This is a genomic window from Pseudoxanthomonas japonensis (assembly GCF_010093445.1).
In the GTDB taxonomy this organism is placed as follows: Bacteria; Pseudomonadota; Gammaproteobacteria; order Xanthomonadales; family Xanthomonadaceae; genus Pseudoxanthomonas_A; species Pseudoxanthomonas_A japonensis.
Window position 1 is genome coordinate 54,875 of record NZ_PDWW01000009.1, and the last position, 13,414, is coordinate 68,288.

The 13,414-nt window shown below is 69.6% G+C and carries 13 protein-coding genes; 8 read left to right on the forward strand and 5 right to left on the reverse strand.

Going from position 1 to position 13,414, the window contains the following annotated elements:
* The first annotated feature begins 3 nt into the window (after positions 1 to 3).
* From CSC78_RS08565 to CSC78_RS08590, 6 genes are all read left to right on the forward strand, one after another.
* Entirely contained in the window at positions 4 to 366 is a 363-nt protein-coding gene (locus CSC78_RS08565; protein ID WP_202924151.1) for a hypothetical protein, read from the forward strand.
* A gap of 9 nt (positions 367 to 375) precedes the next feature.
* Entirely contained in the window at positions 376 to 849 is a 474-nt protein-coding gene (locus CSC78_RS08570; RefSeq protein WP_162337492.1) for a phage holin family protein, read from the forward strand.
* Positions 849 to 1,280, forward strand: a complete 432-nt coding sequence (locus CSC78_RS08575; protein WP_162337493.1) for a hypothetical protein — start codon at positions 849 to 851, stop codon at positions 1,278 to 1,280. The genes CSC78_RS08570 and CSC78_RS08575 overlap by 1 nt, the downstream gene beginning before the upstream one ends.
* A 170-nt stretch (positions 1,281 to 1,450) precedes the next feature.
* Complete coding sequence (locus CSC78_RS08580) at positions 1,451 to 2,548, forward strand: AI-2E family transporter (RefSeq protein WP_162337494.1); 1,098 nt, start codon at positions 1,451 to 1,453, stop codon at positions 2,546 to 2,548.
* An 873-nt stretch (positions 2,549 to 3,421) separates the two neighbouring features.
* On the forward strand, positions 3,422 to 4,162 hold the full coding sequence (locus tag CSC78_RS08585) for an HAD family hydrolase (protein ID WP_162337495.1): 741 nt from the start codon (positions 3,422 to 3,424) through the stop codon (positions 4,160 to 4,162).
* Positions 4,159 to 5,532 carry a leucyl aminopeptidase family protein gene (locus tag CSC78_RS08590; RefSeq protein WP_162337496.1) on the forward strand — a complete coding sequence of 458 codons (1,374 nt, stop codon included), beginning with the start codon at positions 4,159 to 4,161 and terminating at the stop codon, positions 5,530 to 5,532. Before CSC78_RS08585 ends, CSC78_RS08590 begins: the two co-directional genes overlap by 4 nt.
* Here CSC78_RS08590 and CSC78_RS08595 read toward each other — a convergent pair.
* The 5 genes from CSC78_RS08595 to CSC78_RS08615 form a co-directional block, all read right to left on the reverse strand.
* Positions 5,517 to 7,229 carry a diguanylate cyclase gene (locus CSC78_RS08595; RefSeq protein ID WP_162337497.1) on the reverse strand — a complete coding sequence of 571 codons (1,713 nt, stop codon included), beginning with the start codon at positions 7,227 to 7,229 and terminating at the stop codon, positions 5,517 to 5,519. The genes CSC78_RS08590 and CSC78_RS08595 overlap by 16 nt on opposite strands.
* Before the next feature lie 104 nt (positions 7,230 to 7,333).
* Positions 7,334 to 7,936 carry a response regulator transcription factor gene (locus tag CSC78_RS08600; RefSeq protein WP_162337498.1) on the reverse strand — a complete coding sequence of 201 codons (603 nt, stop codon included), beginning with the start codon at positions 7,934 to 7,936 and terminating at the stop codon, positions 7,334 to 7,336.
* A gap of 200 nt (positions 7,937 to 8,136) precedes the next feature.
* Positions 8,137 to 9,336, reverse strand: coding sequence for a sensor histidine kinase (locus CSC78_RS08605; RefSeq protein WP_238391209.1), 1,200 nt, complete (start codon positions 9,334 to 9,336; stop codon positions 8,137 to 8,139).
* A 28-nt stretch (positions 9,337 to 9,364) separates the two neighbouring features.
* Positions 9,365 to 10,123: an ABC transporter permease gene (locus CSC78_RS08610; RefSeq protein WP_162337499.1), complete on the reverse strand. Its 759-nt coding sequence runs from the start codon at positions 10,121 to 10,123 to the stop codon at positions 9,365 to 9,367.
* Positions 10,123 to 11,043, reverse strand: a complete 921-nt coding sequence (locus tag CSC78_RS08615; protein WP_162337500.1) for an ABC transporter ATP-binding protein — start codon at positions 11,041 to 11,043, stop codon at positions 10,123 to 10,125. Before CSC78_RS08615 ends, CSC78_RS08610 begins: the two co-directional genes overlap by 1 nt.
* Before the next feature lie 233 nt (positions 11,044 to 11,276).
* Between CSC78_RS08615 and CSC78_RS08620 the strand changes: the two genes are divergently transcribed.
* Positions 11,277 to 12,521, forward strand: a complete 1,245-nt coding sequence (locus CSC78_RS08620) for an efflux RND transporter periplasmic adaptor subunit (protein ID WP_162337501.1) — start codon at positions 11,277 to 11,279, stop codon at positions 12,519 to 12,521.
* Between the two features lie 194 nt (positions 12,522 to 12,715).
* Positions 12,716 to 13,408, forward strand: a complete 693-nt coding sequence (locus CSC78_RS08625) for an ABC transporter ATP-binding protein (RefSeq protein WP_162337502.1) — start codon at positions 12,716 to 12,718, stop codon at positions 13,406 to 13,408.
* Positions 13,409 to 13,414 lie beyond the last annotated feature (6 nt).

Below are 13,414 nucleotides of genomic sequence, written 5' to 3' on the forward strand. Positions count from 1 at the left end.
AGCATGCCCACCAACACCGATGCCCTGAAGTCCAACCTCGGCGAAGCCGGATCGCACCTCGCCTCGGCCGCTGCCGCTGCCGGCGAAGCGATCAAGGGCGCGGCCAGCGCCGCCGGCGACGAACTGCGCCTGGGCAAGGCGAACATCAAGTCCGAGCTTGCCGACGGCGCGCTGTCCGGCCTGGCCGCGGCCGAAGCGGGCGGCGGCGCCGCCCGCGAGCAGGTCGATGCGCTGATGGACAAGGGCCGCGACCTGATCGACAGCGCCGCCGACCTGATCCGCGAGCGCCCGATCGCCTCGTTCGGCGTCGCCTTCGCCGCGGGCTGGATCATCGCCAAGCTGGCGCGCAGTGGCGGCGACAAGTAAGCCCGCCGCGTGAGCGACGCGCCCCGCGACACCGAGACGCCGCCACCGCCCGACCTCATCGACAGCCTGAAGGAGGTCGGTGAGGCTGGCCGTGCCGCGTACGGCTCGGCCAAGGACACCGGCCGCGCGATGCGCGCGCTGGTGTCGGCCGACTTCGGGCTGGCGCGCAGCGCCTTCGGCCGCGCGCTGGCCTGGGCCGGCGTGGCCATCGTGTTCGGCGCCTCGGCCTGGCTGCTGGTCACCGGCGCGCTGATCGCGCTGATGCAGCGCTTCGGTTTCTCCTGGCTGCAGTCGCTGTCGTTCGCGGCGCTGCTCAGCCTGGCGGTCGCCGCGCTGGCGGCCTGGAAGGTGGGGCGCTACTTCGACTACACCGGCATGCACGCCACGCGCCGGCAGCTGTCGAAGCTGGGCCTGTTCGACGAGGACCGCGCGGACGAGGAAGATCCGCCGGCGCCGCCCCCCGCCGGCAACGGAGGCGCCTGATGCGTTTCGAGCAACTACAGCAGCACGTGGAGCGCGCGGAGAAGCGGGTGGAACTGCGTGGCGCGCAGACGTCGCTGTACTGGACCATCCTCAAGCAGACATGGAAGGACGGCTGGACGCCGGGCCGCATCGTCATCGCCGGCGTGGTCAGCGGCTTCCTGGCCGGGCGCGCCGAACCGCTGCGCGCGATGAACGGCGCACGCTGGATGCAGATGTTCACCGCGGTCTCCAGCTTCGTGGCGAGCGCGCAGGCGGCGGCCGCGGCCGACACCGCCGAGCAGGCAGCCGATACCGCGCAGGACATGCAGGAACAGGCCGAGGGCGTGCAGGCCGACGAGGAGCCGCTGGTGGACGAGGCCTTCGACCAGGACGACATCGTGGTCACCGCCCCGCGCCCGGCCGAAGCGGCGACGGAGCTGTCCGAGCGCTGAGGTCCAGCGTTGTGGGTGCGACGTAAGTCGCGAGCTCTTCATGTGGCCGTGTCCCGCCTAGCGCGCGGGTGAACGCACCACACGCCCGACCTTCCGCGCCCATCGCGACTCACGTCGCTCCCACAGGATTGCCGCCACAATCGCGCATCCTTCCAGGCGGCCACCTGCCCATGAGCACACCCGCTCCACCCGACACACCGCCCGCCCCGGTCACGCCGCCGCCTTCACGCCCGCGCGCGTCGACGCCGCTGCTGGTGCTGGCCACGCTGGCCGTGGGCTACACGCTGTGGGCCGCGCAGGAAGTGCTACTGCCGGTGCTGCTGGCGATGTTCTTCGCCCTGGTCGGTAACCCGATCATCCGCGTGCTGCGGAAGCTCTACATCCCCCGCTTCGTCGGCGCGCTGATCGTGCTGGTGGGTGGCATGGCCGTGGCCGGGCTGCTGGCGCAGAAGATGCTGCCCTCGGCGATGGAATGGGCACAGCAGGCGCCGCGCGAGATGCGCCAGTTGGCGCCCAAGTTGCGCGAACTGACCAAGCCCGTGCAGGACGCCAACAAGGCCGCCGAGAACTTCGCCCGCGCCGCCGCCGGCAGCCAGACCGGACGGCAGCCGCAGATCGTGCAGGCCAGGCCGGACGACCCGTACGGCAAGCTGCTGGCCACGCCGCGCGTGGTCGCCTCGCTGCTGGCGGTGGTGCTGCTGACGTTCTTCTTCATGGTCTACGGCGAGAACCTGCAGCGCAACGCGATCGCGCTGCTGCCCGGACGGCAGCAGAAGAAGTTCACCGTGGAGATCCTGCATTCGATCGAGCGCGAGGTGTCGCGCTACGTGCTGACCATCAGCATCATCAACACGGTGGTCGGCTTCGTGTTCGCAGGTGTGCTGTACCTGCTGGGCCTGCCGCTGGCCGAGGCGCTGCTGTGGGGCACGATGGCGGCGCTGCTGAACTTCGCGCCCTACGTGGGACCGTTGATCGGCATGGTGGCGATGCTGCTGGTGGGTTTCATCAGCTTCGAACAGCCGTTCCAGTCGCTGCTGCCGGCGATCGCGTATCTGGTGCTGCACACGATCGAGGGTCAGATCGTCACGCCGATCATCCTGGGCAGGCGGATGGCGCTGTCGCCGCTGATCCTGATCCTGGCGCTGATGCTGTTCGGCTGGTTGTGGGGAATCATCGGGTTGTTGCTGGCGGTGCCGCTGCTGGTGTGCGTGAAGCTGGTGCTGGCGCGGGTGGAAGGGATGGAAGGATGGGCACGGCTGCTGGAGTGAGCTAAGCCTCTCTCCCTGCGGGAGAGGGGTTGGGGTGAGGGGCGACGAAGCCCGCTTCCTCAATCTGCCCGGTTTTCCCAACATCCGCGATGGCTCTTCTGTTCCATGGCCTTGCGGAATGGATCTCTTTACTCACGCATGGCGCCGCTCGCCGCGGAGGGCATTCTTGACCAGCCATCCGGCTGTTGAAAACCGCTTCTTTGCTTGTGCAAAGAAAGAATCAAAGAAACACACCCCAGGCGGCACGCCCTCCGCGCTGCGCGCTCCGGGTCCGCGAGCAGGCCGGGAACTACGTAAGGCACATCCATGTGCCATACGAAAACGCCGTCATCCATGACGGCGCCCTTCGGGTTGTACCCGGTCCACTCGCCGTGCCTCATGGGGGCCCGAAGGCAAACAAAAGCAGAGCAGCGGTCTGGAGGTCTCAGGCGTGGCTCTTGGGGCCCCTGAGGTCCGGCAGGCCCGGCGTGTAAAACCCGCAGGGCGGCGCACAAGGATGTACGCCGTTTTCGTACAGGGCAGAGCCTGCCCCGTACTCGATACGGGGATGCCCTGCACGAAAATTCACGCCGGAACTGCGCACCCGTCGCGCAGCGACGGGCGGACCGCCGGGGTGTGTTTCTTTTGCCTACTTTTCTTTGCACAAGCAAAGAAAAGTAGGGCCCCCGCGGCCAGCGGCACCATGCCTGCAAGCCTACAGAGCCCCCCGCCAGGCCACGCAACAGGAAGCGACAGCGCGCGTCTGGAAAGGCGCAATGTCCGCGCAGGCGACGGACTTCGTTGGCCCTCACCCCAACCCCTCTCCCGCAGGGAGAGGGGCTCTATCCGGGCCCGGTGAAAGGCCCCCGGCCGCCCGGGTGTAAAATTGTGCCGATGAGCTTCCCCGTCCGCGCCATCACCCTCGACCTCGACGACACCCTCTGGCCGTTCGCCCCCATCGGCGCACGCATCGAGCGCGTCCTCGACGACTGGCTGCGCGAGCACAGCCCCGCCACCGCCGCCATGTTCCCCGTCGAACGCATGCGCGCCTTGCGCGAAGACATTTTCGCCGCCCACCCGCAGTACCTCCACGACCTCAGCCGCCTGCGCCGGTTGACGCTGGAACACGCCCTGCGCGAAAGCGGTGCCGACATGGCCCTGCTGGAACCGGCGTACGAGACCTTCTACGCCGCGCGCAACCAGGTGGAGTACTACCCGGACGCACTGGACGCGCTGCAGCGCATCGCCGCACGCTTGCCCATCGCCGCGGTGACCAACGGCAATGCCGACCTGCAGCGGATCGGGCTGGGGCACTTGTTCGTGCACCAGGTGCATTCGCGCGAGCACGGCGCGGCGAAGCCCGATGCCAGCATCTTCCACGCCGCCTGCGACCTGCTTGGCGTGCCGCCGGGCGACGTGCTGCACGTCGGCGACCATATCGAAATGGATGCCGTCGGCGCGTTGAAGGCCGGCCTGCGCAGCTGCTGGATCAACCGTCCGGAAGACCACGGCGGGCATCCACGCGCATGGCCGCACGACGCGCTGCGTCCTGATCTGGAATTCGCCACCCTCACCGCGCTGGCCGACTGGCTGGACGCCCACCCCGACTTCGCCACGGAACACGCCGCCGCATGAGCGCTGCCCTCGCCTATACCGATTCCTCCCCCAACGCGCGTCCGCTGCATGTGCTCGAACGCGCGCAACTGGCGACCTGGCGCGCGACGCAGTCGCCGGCGGTGAACGCCTGGATCGACGCGCAGAATTTCACCGCGTCGCCCGGCTCGCTGCTGCCGCTGCCGGGCGAGAACGGCCTGGCCGGCGCGGTGATCGGCATCGGCGACGCGCTCGATCCGTATGCCTATGCGCATGCCCCGTTCGGTTTGCCTGCGGGCGACTGGCAGGTCGCCAGCGACCTGTCCGCCGAGGCACGCACCGCGCTGCAACTCGGCTGGGGCCTGGGCAGCTACCGGTTCGACCGCTACAAGCAGCCGCCGCGCAAGCCGGCGCGCTTGGTGTTGCCGCAGGCCGATGCCGAAGCGCTGGACCTGCTGGCCGCCAGCCTGCAGGTGCGCGACCTGGTCAACACGCCGACCGAGCACATGGGTCCGGACGATCTGGAAGCCGCGGTGCGCGACCTCGCCGCCACCCATGGCGCCGAGGTGGAGGTCGTTGCCGGAGACGCGCTGCTGGCGCAGAACTTCCCCGCCATCCACGCGGTGGGCCGCGCCTCGCACCGCGCGCCGCGGCTGATCGCGCTGCGCTGGGGTGATGCCTCGCGGCCGCACGTGGCGCTGGTCGGCAAGGGCGTGTGCTTCGACACTGGCGGCCTGGACATCAAGCCGGCCGACGGCATGCGCCACATGAAGAAGGACATGGGCGGCGCGGCGCACGCGATCGCGCTGGCGCGACTGGTGATGGCGCGCAACCTGCCCGTGCGGCTGACCCTGCTGGTGCCTGCGGTGGAGAACAGCATCGGGCCGAACGCGTTCCGCCCCGGCGAGGTGATCGCCACGCGCAAGGGGGTCAGTGTCGAGATCGACAACACCGATGCCGAAGGCCGCGTGATCCTGTGCGACGCACTGACCTACGCCGGCGAGCAGGCGCCCGACCTGTTGCTGGACTTCGCCACGCTCACCGGCGCGGCGCGCATCGCACTGGGCCCCGACCTGCCGGCGCTGTTCGCCAACGACGACGCGGTGGCCAACGACTGGATCGCCGCCGGCGAGCGCATGCGCGACCCGGTGTGGCGCATGCCGCTGTGGCGTCCGTACCTGCGCTATCTCACCAGCGGCATCGCCGACCTGGCCAATGCCGGATCGCGCATGGCCGGCGCGGTCACTGCGGCGCTGTATCTCGAACGCTTCGTGCCGGACGGCATGGCGTGGGCGCACCTGGACGTCTACGCGTGGAACGACAGCGATCGCGCCGGACGCCCGGCCGGTGGCGAAGCGCTGGCGCTGCGCAGTGCGTACGCGATGCTGAAGGCGCGCTACGCGGCCGACTGATCGCCGGCGGGGTCCAGCGTTGCGGTTTCAACGCGGTTGCGGCCGGCGCGCTTGGCGCGGTACAGCGCCGCGTCGGCCTGCCGCATCAGGCTTTCGCCGAGCCCGCCATGCTGCGGGAACATCGCCACGCCGATCGACACGGTCACCGGCGGCAGTTCCTGCCCCAGGTGCGTCACCCGCATGCCTTCCACGCCGGCACGGATCGCCTCGGCGCGCGCCTGCACGGTGATCGGGTCGGCTTCGGGCAGGATCAGGGTGAACTCCTCGCCGCCGTAGCGGCAGGCGATGTCCTCGTCGCGCGACAGCGCCTGCAGCAGGCGACCGAACTCGGACAGCAGCGCATCGCCGCCGGCATGGCCGTGCAGGTCGTTGAAGCGCTTGAAGTGGTCCAGGTCCAGCATCATCAGGCCCAGCGGCATGTGCCGGCGCTCGCAGCGCGCCAGTTCGCGCGCCAGCGATTCTTCCAGGTAGCGGCGGTTGAACAGGCCGGTCAGCGGCTCACGGATCGACTGCACGCGCAGGCGCGCCTGCAGCTCCAGGCTGGAGAGCGCCATCGACAGCTGCTCGGCCGCCGTCTTCACCAGATCCATCCGCGCGAGGAAGGCATCGTCGTGGCTGGACAGGTACAGCAGGCCCAGCTGGCTGCCCTGCGCGATCAGCGGCACGCAGGCGTAGCTGGGCGTGGCACCCAGCGACGGCGTGGCCACGTGGCTGCACGGCAACAATTCGTGATGCGCGCGATGCACGTGCGGCTGGCCGCGACGCAGCGCCCAGCAATCGGGCAGCGGGAACATCGCCGGTCCGTTGATCGCGTGCTCGCCCCAGTGCGCGACTTCTTCCGCGTAGTCCTGCGAGGCGCGGATGCGATACAGCGTGCCGCCGGTGTCCGGCAGCAGCCGCGAGAAGTACTGCGTGGCCAGGCCGATGGCCTCTTCGGCGCGCACGCAGCTCTGCAGCATGCCGCCGTAGCGGCTCAGTTCATTGAGGTCGGCGCCATGCTGTTCCAGCGCCTGGATGTTGCGCAGCAGGTCGCCGCGCGCGTCGTCGCCATCGGCCTCGGCGCGGGCACGGTGGCGGATTTCGGCGACCAGCCAGCCGTAGACCACCGCGATGATGACCAGGCCCAGCGGAATGCCGAGGATCGCCAGTGCGCGCAGCAGGTTGGCGCTGCTGCGGCTGGATTCCGCGCGCTGTACGAGCAGTTGCTGCTCGCTGGCCACCAGTTGGCGGGCCTGCGCGCGCAGCGCGGCCGACGTCCGCCGCACTTCCTGACCGATGGACCGCTGCGCCGAGACAAGCCCGCCGGTGGCGTAGTTGCCCAGCGTGGCATCCATCTGTCCGAGCCGACGCTCGATCTCGAGTTTCCACGCCAGCACCCGCCGGCTCTGGTCGGGGTTGTCGCGTACCAGCGCGTGCAGCTTCGCCAGCAGTTCGGGCAGGTCGCCGCGGCTGCGCTGGTAGTCGGCCAGGTAATCGACGTCGTCGGTGAGCAGGTAGCCGCGCTGCGCAGCTTCGCCATCGCGCAGCTGCGCCTCGATGGCGACCACGAGGGCGATCACTTCGTTGGTGTGCGACACGCGGTTGGCGTCGACGATGAAGCGCTGCGCGCCAAGCACGACGCCCACGCCGACCGCGACGAAGATCAGGGCGGCCGCGAGCAGGCCGAGACGGTTGGCAAGACGACGACGCTGGGGCATTCCGTGGGGGACGCGACAGAGTTCCCGGGCAGACTAGGTGGCAACGTACCGCGGGACAACCCGGCGCACGCCCGAACTGCCAACCACGGCACATCTTCGCCGGGCTACAGCCACCCGCGCTGGCGTGCGAGCCGGTACGCCTCGATGCGGTTGGCTACGCCCAGCTTGCCGATCGCCTCGGACAGGTAGTTGCGCACGGTGCCCTGCGAGAGGTTCAGCTGTTTGGCGATATCGCCCGCCGACTGGCCTTCGCCGGCGAGCCGCAGTACTTGGCGTTCGCGGTCGTTGAGCGGATCGGCGTCGGACCAGGCTTCCAGCGCGAGTTGCGGATCGATGGCGCGCCCCCCGCGATGCACCTTGCGCAGCGCCTCGGCCAGGTCTTCGGCGGGTGCATCCTTCAGCAGGTAGCCGGACACGCCCGCATCGAGCGCGCGCCGCAGGAAGCCGCCGCGCGCGAACGTGGTGACGATGACGACCTTGCACGGCAGTTCGTGCCGCTGGATGCGCTGGGCGAGTTCCAGGCCGCTGAGGCCCGGCATCTCGATGTCGGTGACCAGCAGGTCGGGCTTCAGCCGCTGCAACTCGCGCCAGGCGGTCTCGCCATCCGGCGCGCTGCCGACCACCTCGATGTCGGTCTCCATGCCCAGCAGTGCGGTAAGCGCGCCACGCACCATGGCCTGGTCTTCGGCGAGGAGTACGCGGATCATCGGGAGGCCGGAAGGGAAGGATCGGGTGACACGCTAGCAAATCATCGAGATGAAGTGGACCGCTCGTTGTAGGAGCGACGTAAGTCGCGACCGCAAGGCTTGAGCTCTCTGATATACCGGCGGAAAGAAGGGGTATCCGTGTGCAACCGACCGCACCGCTTCGATCGTCCTCACTGGAACCGACGCAATGCGGTCGCGACTTACGTCGCTCCTACAGTGCCTTCGTCTTGCGTCGCAGTGCGTGCCGGCTCGTCCTCCCGCGACGGCAGCGGCAGCACGATCTCCACGCACGTCCCCTGCCGCAGCGTCGAATCGATGCGCAGGCGACCGCCGCGCGACTCGACCCGCTCGCGCATGCCACTCAACCCGTTGCCCGGCACGGCGGCGCTGCCGACGCCGTTGTCGCGGATGCGCAGCCGCACATGCTCGTCCGTCGATGCGAGCGACACCTCGGCGAGCGTGGCGCGGGCGTGGCGCTGGATGTTGGTGACCGCCTCGCGCAAGGCCAGGGCAAGGACGGTTTCGAGATCCGGCGGCACGACGGCCTCCTGTGCGTCGTAGCGCAGGGTGACGCCGTCCGACTCCAGCAGCAGCTTCGCCGATGCGAGTTCGGCCGCCAGGCCGGCGGCACGGATGCCGGTGACCGCGCGACGGACCTGCGCCAGCGCATCGCGGGCGACGCGGCTGACCTCGACGATCTCGTTGCGTGCGGCCTGGGGATCGCGCTCGATCAGGCGACCGGCGAGATCCGACTTCAACGCCACCAGCGAGAGCGTGTGGCCGAGCAGGTCGTGCAGGTCGCGGCCGATGCGTTCGCGCTCGGCGAGCGCAGCGAGGCGGCGGACTTCCTCGTGCGACAGCTTCAGCTCCGCACGCTTGCGCACGGTCTCGGACTGGAAATAGTTGCCGGTGAACACCGCCACCGAGATGATCGCGGTCAACACCGGGACGAACACCGGGAACCCCAGCCACACGGACAGGCCGTAGTACGTCCCCAGCAATGCCGCCAGCGCGACCAGCCGCGTCCACAGCGTGCCGGGCAGCAGCGCGACGAACGCCGCCGCATAGATGATGTAGGTGTTGGAGAAGGCGTTGTACGCCATCAGTCCGCAGCCGAGCGCGGCGATGCCCAACGTGCACAGCACCCGCGTCATCGCGCTGCCGCGGTATGCGAGGAAGTACATCGGCAGGAACACCACGATGGACAGCAGCGTCGGCCACAGGCGCCATGGCAGACTGTCGCCCCAGTTGCTGTCCGACGGCACCAGGACCGGCATGAACAGGAACAGCAGATAGCCCAGCAGCAGCACCGGCATCCAGCCCAGGCCCAGCGCTTCGGGCACCAGTGCATCGCGCAACCGGGTGAGCGTGCGCAGCCATCGCGGGGAAGAAAGGTTCATCGACGACTCCTTGCGGCGGATGCCGCGTTCAACGCAACAGCCGGCGGCGCGCCAGCAGGAAGAACACGACCGTGATGGCGGCCAGCACGGCGACGTGCAGCAGCAGCGGACGCCCCGCATCCACGCCGATCACCTGCTGTGCGATCTGCGCCAGATGATACGCGGGCCATGCAGGTGCGATGGACTGCAGGACCGCAGGCAGCATGTTCAAGGGCACCCACAGGCCGGACAGGAACGCCATCGGCAGGTAGATGAGGTTGATCAGCGCAGGCGCGCCCCGGCCACTGACCAGCGTGCCCAGCCACAGGCCGAGCGCACTGAACGGCAGCACGCCCACCAGGCAGGTCGCCACCAGCGCCAGCCATTGCAGCGCCGACAGGCGCACACCGGCCACGCCGATCGCCAGCACGGCGAGCAACGCCAGGATGATCGCGGCGAACAGCGCCGCCATCGCCATCTTCGCGACCAGGTAAGCGCCCGGCGGCATCGGCTGCGCGCGCTTCAGCGTCAGCAGGCCCTGCTCGCGGTCCATCGCCACGGTCACGCCGAAGCCGAACAGCGCCACGCCCATCACGCCGAACACGCTGTAGCCCGCCAGCAGGTAGGTCGCGGCGGCGGGCCCGCCCTTGCCCCCCAGCAGCACGCCGAACAGCAGGTAGAACACCGGCGGGAACAGCAGGCACGGCAGCGAGAACGAGGGCGTCCGCAGCAGGCGCAGGAATTCGTAGCGCGCTTCCAGCAGGTAGGCGCGACGGGAGGAGAACGGAACGGCGGCGATCGTGTCCATCAGGCGGCTTCCTGGTCGGCGGCATCACGGGTGAGGGCGAGGAAGGCGTCGGCCAGGCCGGCGCGCTGCACTTCCAGGTCGGACAGGGCAGCGTCTTCGGCCAGCAGGCGGCGGACGACGGTTTCGGCGGATTCGGCGACGATCTCCAGCCTGGCGCCGTCGCGCTGGACGAACTGCACGCCCGGCCAGGCGTGCACCCGCTCCGCCGGCAGCGCACTGATGCAGCGGATGCGGCGTTGCGCCACATGCGCGCGGATCTGCGCGACGGTGCCTTCGGCGACGAGGCGCCCGTGGTTCACCACCACCACGCGGTCGGCGAGCGCCTCGGCTTCTTCCAGATAGTGCGTGGTCAACAGCACCGCGCAGCCCTGTGTGCGCAGTTCGCGGATCGCCTTCCACAGCGTCTGCCGCGCATCGATGTCGAGGCCGGTGGTGGGTTCGTCGAGGAACAGCAGCTCCGGTCGGCCGCAGACGGCCATCGCGAACTGCACGCGCCGCTGCTGGCCACCGGAGAGCTGCCCGTAGCGGCGCGCCATCAGGCCGTCGAGACCGGCCAAGGCCACCAGGTCCGCGACGCTGCGCGGCTGCGGGTAGTAGGCGCGCGTCAGGTCGATCAGCTCGCGCACCTTCAGCGTGTCCGGCACCGCGGCGGACTGCAGCATCACGCCGGTGCGGCGCCGCGCCTCCAGCGACTGCGGCGGCAGGCCGAACAGCTCGGCGGTGCCGGCGTCGGCGCGCTGCAGGCCCAGCAGCAGGCTGATCGCGGTGCTCTTGCCTGCCCCGTTGGGGCCGAGCAGCGCCAGCACCTGCCCCGCAGGCAGCGCCAGGTCCAGGCCGTCCAGGGCCAAGGTCTTGCCATAGTGGTGGCGCACGCCGCGCAGGCGGGCCAGCGGTGCGGTGGTAAGGCTTGCGACGTTCATGCGACGGTCTCGCCGGAGGGTGTGGCCATGCTGCCGGCCCGCCGGCCCGGTGATGAGTGCGGCCCCTCAGGCGAATCACCTGACAGTTGTCACTGGGATGTGGGCCACGACTGGCCCACGATGCGCCCCGTGGCAGGCCGTGGCCCGCCATCGCCGCAGGAAGTGACTTCCGGCAACTAGGCTTCCGTTACCCTTGCTGGTCACACTTCCCCGCATTCACCGTCTGGATACGCATGAACACGTCTGCCGACCTGCTGAAGGAACTCCGTATCGACCGCAAGGCGCCGCCGCCGGCCCCGCCGTCGCGCCGTGGCCTGGGGATCACGCTGGGCGTGGTGGTGGTGCTGCTGGCGCTGGCCGCCACGGGCTGGGCCGTGTTCGGCCGCGAGAAGCCGCTGGAAGTCCGCACCGCGCCGACCGTCGCGCTGGGCAACAACGCCGCGTCCGCCTCGGTGCTGGACGCGTCCGGTTATGTGGTCGCGCGCCGCATGGCGACGGTGTCGGCCAAGGTCACCGGCAAGGTGCAGGAAGTGCTGATCGAGGAAGGCATGCGTGTGGAGGCCGGCCAGGTGCTGGCGCGGCTGGAGCCGATCGACGCCGACGCCGACCGCGCCCTGTCGCAGAGCCAGCTGCAGGCCGCCCGCAGCCAGACCACGGGCGTGCAGGCGCAGCTGGTGGAAGCGGAAGCGAACGCGCGCCGCCTCTCGTCGCTCGTCGCCCAGCAACTCGTGTCGAAAGCGCAATACGACCAGGCCGTCGCCCAGCGCGACCTGCTGCGTGCGCAGGTGCAGACCGCGCAGCGCAACGAGCGCACGGCCGCCGACCGCCTGAAGATCGCCGACATCGGCCTGGACAACACCATCGTGCGCGCGCCGTTCGCCGGCGTGGTGATCGCCAAGGCCGCGCAGCCGGGCGAGATCGTCTCGCCGCTGTCGGCCGGCGGCGGCTTCACCCGCACCGGCATCGGCACCATCGTCGACATGGAGTCGCTGGAAGTGGAAGTGGAGGTCAATGAATCCTTCATCGGCCGCGTGCAGCCGAAGATGCCGATCCAGGCCACGCTCAACGCCTATCCCGACTGGCAGATCCCGGGAGAGGTCATCGCCATCATCCCGACCGCCGACCGCAGCAAGGCGACCGTCAAGGTGCGCGTGGCGCTGGGCGTGAAGGATCCGCGCATCGTGCCGGACATGGGCGTGCGCGTGAGCTTCCTGGAAGCCGCCAAGCCGCAGCTGGCCGAACAGCCCAAGGGCGTGCGCGTCCCCGGCGCCGGCGTGGTCGAGCGCGACGGCGCGCAGGTGGCCTTCGTGGTCGGCGACGACGACACCGTGCAGCAGCGCAGCCTCAAGGTCGCCGGCAAGCTGGGCGACGACGTCCACGTCACCGACGGGCTGCAGGCCGGCGAAACCGTCGTGCTCGATCCACCGGCCGAACTGAAGGACGGCGCCAAGGTCGTGCTGGCCGAAGACGCCGAGTAAGGATTCCACCGCGTGAGGATCTTCCCCGCGCGGCGAATCACCGGAATATCCGCGCCGCCCCACCGGCGCGTGTCGATCCCGGACGACGCCATCCGTCGTCCCACGGACGGACCGTGTCCATCGGGGACACGATCCGCCCTGTTCGAACCGCACCATCGCCGTTCGCCTTTCCGCCTCCAACAAGGACCTTGCCGATGTCTTCCCTGGTTTCCATCCGCAACCTCACCAAGACCTACCAGCGCGGCCCCGAGAAGGTGCAGGTGCTGCACGGCATCGACCTGGACATCCCGCACGGCGACTTCGTCGCGCTGATGGGGCCGTCCGGCTCGGGCAAGACGACGCTGCTCAACCTGATCGGCGGCCTGGACACGCCCAGCGGCGGCGAGATCGAGATCGAGGGCCAGCGCATCGACCGCATGAACGACGGCCAGCTTGCGCACTGGCGCAGCTCGCACGTCGGCTTCGTCTTCCAGTTCTACAACCTGATGCCCACGCTCACCGCGCAGCGCAACGTCGAACTGCCGCTGCTGCTGACCAAGCTCGGTGGCGCGCAGCGCAAGCACAATGCGGAAATCGCGTTGCAGCTGGTCGGCCTGGCCGACCGCAAGTCGCACCGGCCGAACGAGTTGTCCGGCGGCCAGCAGCAGCGCGTGGCCATTGCCCGCGCCATCGTGTCCGACCCGACCTTCCTGATCTGCGACGAACCGACCGGCGACCTTGATCGCCAGTCCGCCGAGGAGATCCTCAACCTGTTGCAGATGCTCAACAAGGAACACGGCAAGACCATCATCATGGTCACGCACGATCCCAAGGCAGCCGAGTACGCCACCCACACCATCCACCTGGACAAGGGCGAACTGGCCGACGCTCCGGCCGGCGCGCACTGACCGGAG

Coding starts and splice junctions, on each gene's coding strand:
- CSC78_RS08605 (WP_238391209.1), bottom strand. CDS start 9,336: ATGAACCTTTCTTCCCCGCGATGGCTGCGCACGCTCACCCGGTTGCGC.
- CSC78_RS08575 (WP_162337493.1), top strand. CDS start 849: ATGCGTTTCGAGCAACTACAGCAGCACGTGGAGCGCGCGGAGAAGCGG.
- CSC78_RS08625 (WP_162337502.1), top strand. CDS start 12,716: ATGTCTTCCCTGGTTTCCATCCGCAACCTCACCAAGACCTACCAGCGC.
- CSC78_RS08615 (WP_162337500.1), bottom strand. CDS start 11,043: ATGAACGTCGCAAGCCTTACCACCGCACCGCTGGCCCGCCTGCGCGGC.
- CSC78_RS08565 (WP_202924151.1), top strand. CDS start 4: ATGCCCACCAACACCGATGCCCTGAAGTCCAACCTCGGCGAAGCCGGA.
- CSC78_RS08595 (WP_162337497.1), bottom strand. CDS start 7,229: ATGCCCCAGCGTCGTCGTCTTGCCAACCGTCTCGGCCTGCTCGCGGCC.
- CSC78_RS08600 (WP_162337498.1), bottom strand. CDS start 7,936: ATGATCCGCGTACTCCTCGCCGAAGACCAGGCCATGGTGCGTGGCGCG.
- CSC78_RS08620 (WP_162337501.1), top strand. CDS start 11,277: ATGAACACGTCTGCCGACCTGCTGAAGGAACTCCGTATCGACCGCAAG.
- CSC78_RS08585 (WP_162337495.1), top strand. CDS start 3,422: ATGAGCTTCCCCGTCCGCGCCATCACCCTCGACCTCGACGACACCCTC.
- CSC78_RS08610 (WP_162337499.1), bottom strand. CDS start 10,123: ATGGACACGATCGCCGCCGTTCCGTTCTCCTCCCGTCGCGCCTACCTG.
- CSC78_RS08580 (WP_162337494.1), top strand. CDS start 1,451: ATGAGCACACCCGCTCCACCCGACACACCGCCCGCCCCGGTCACGCCG.
- CSC78_RS08590 (WP_162337496.1), top strand. CDS start 4,159: ATGAGCGCTGCCCTCGCCTATACCGATTCCTCCCCCAACGCGCGTCCG.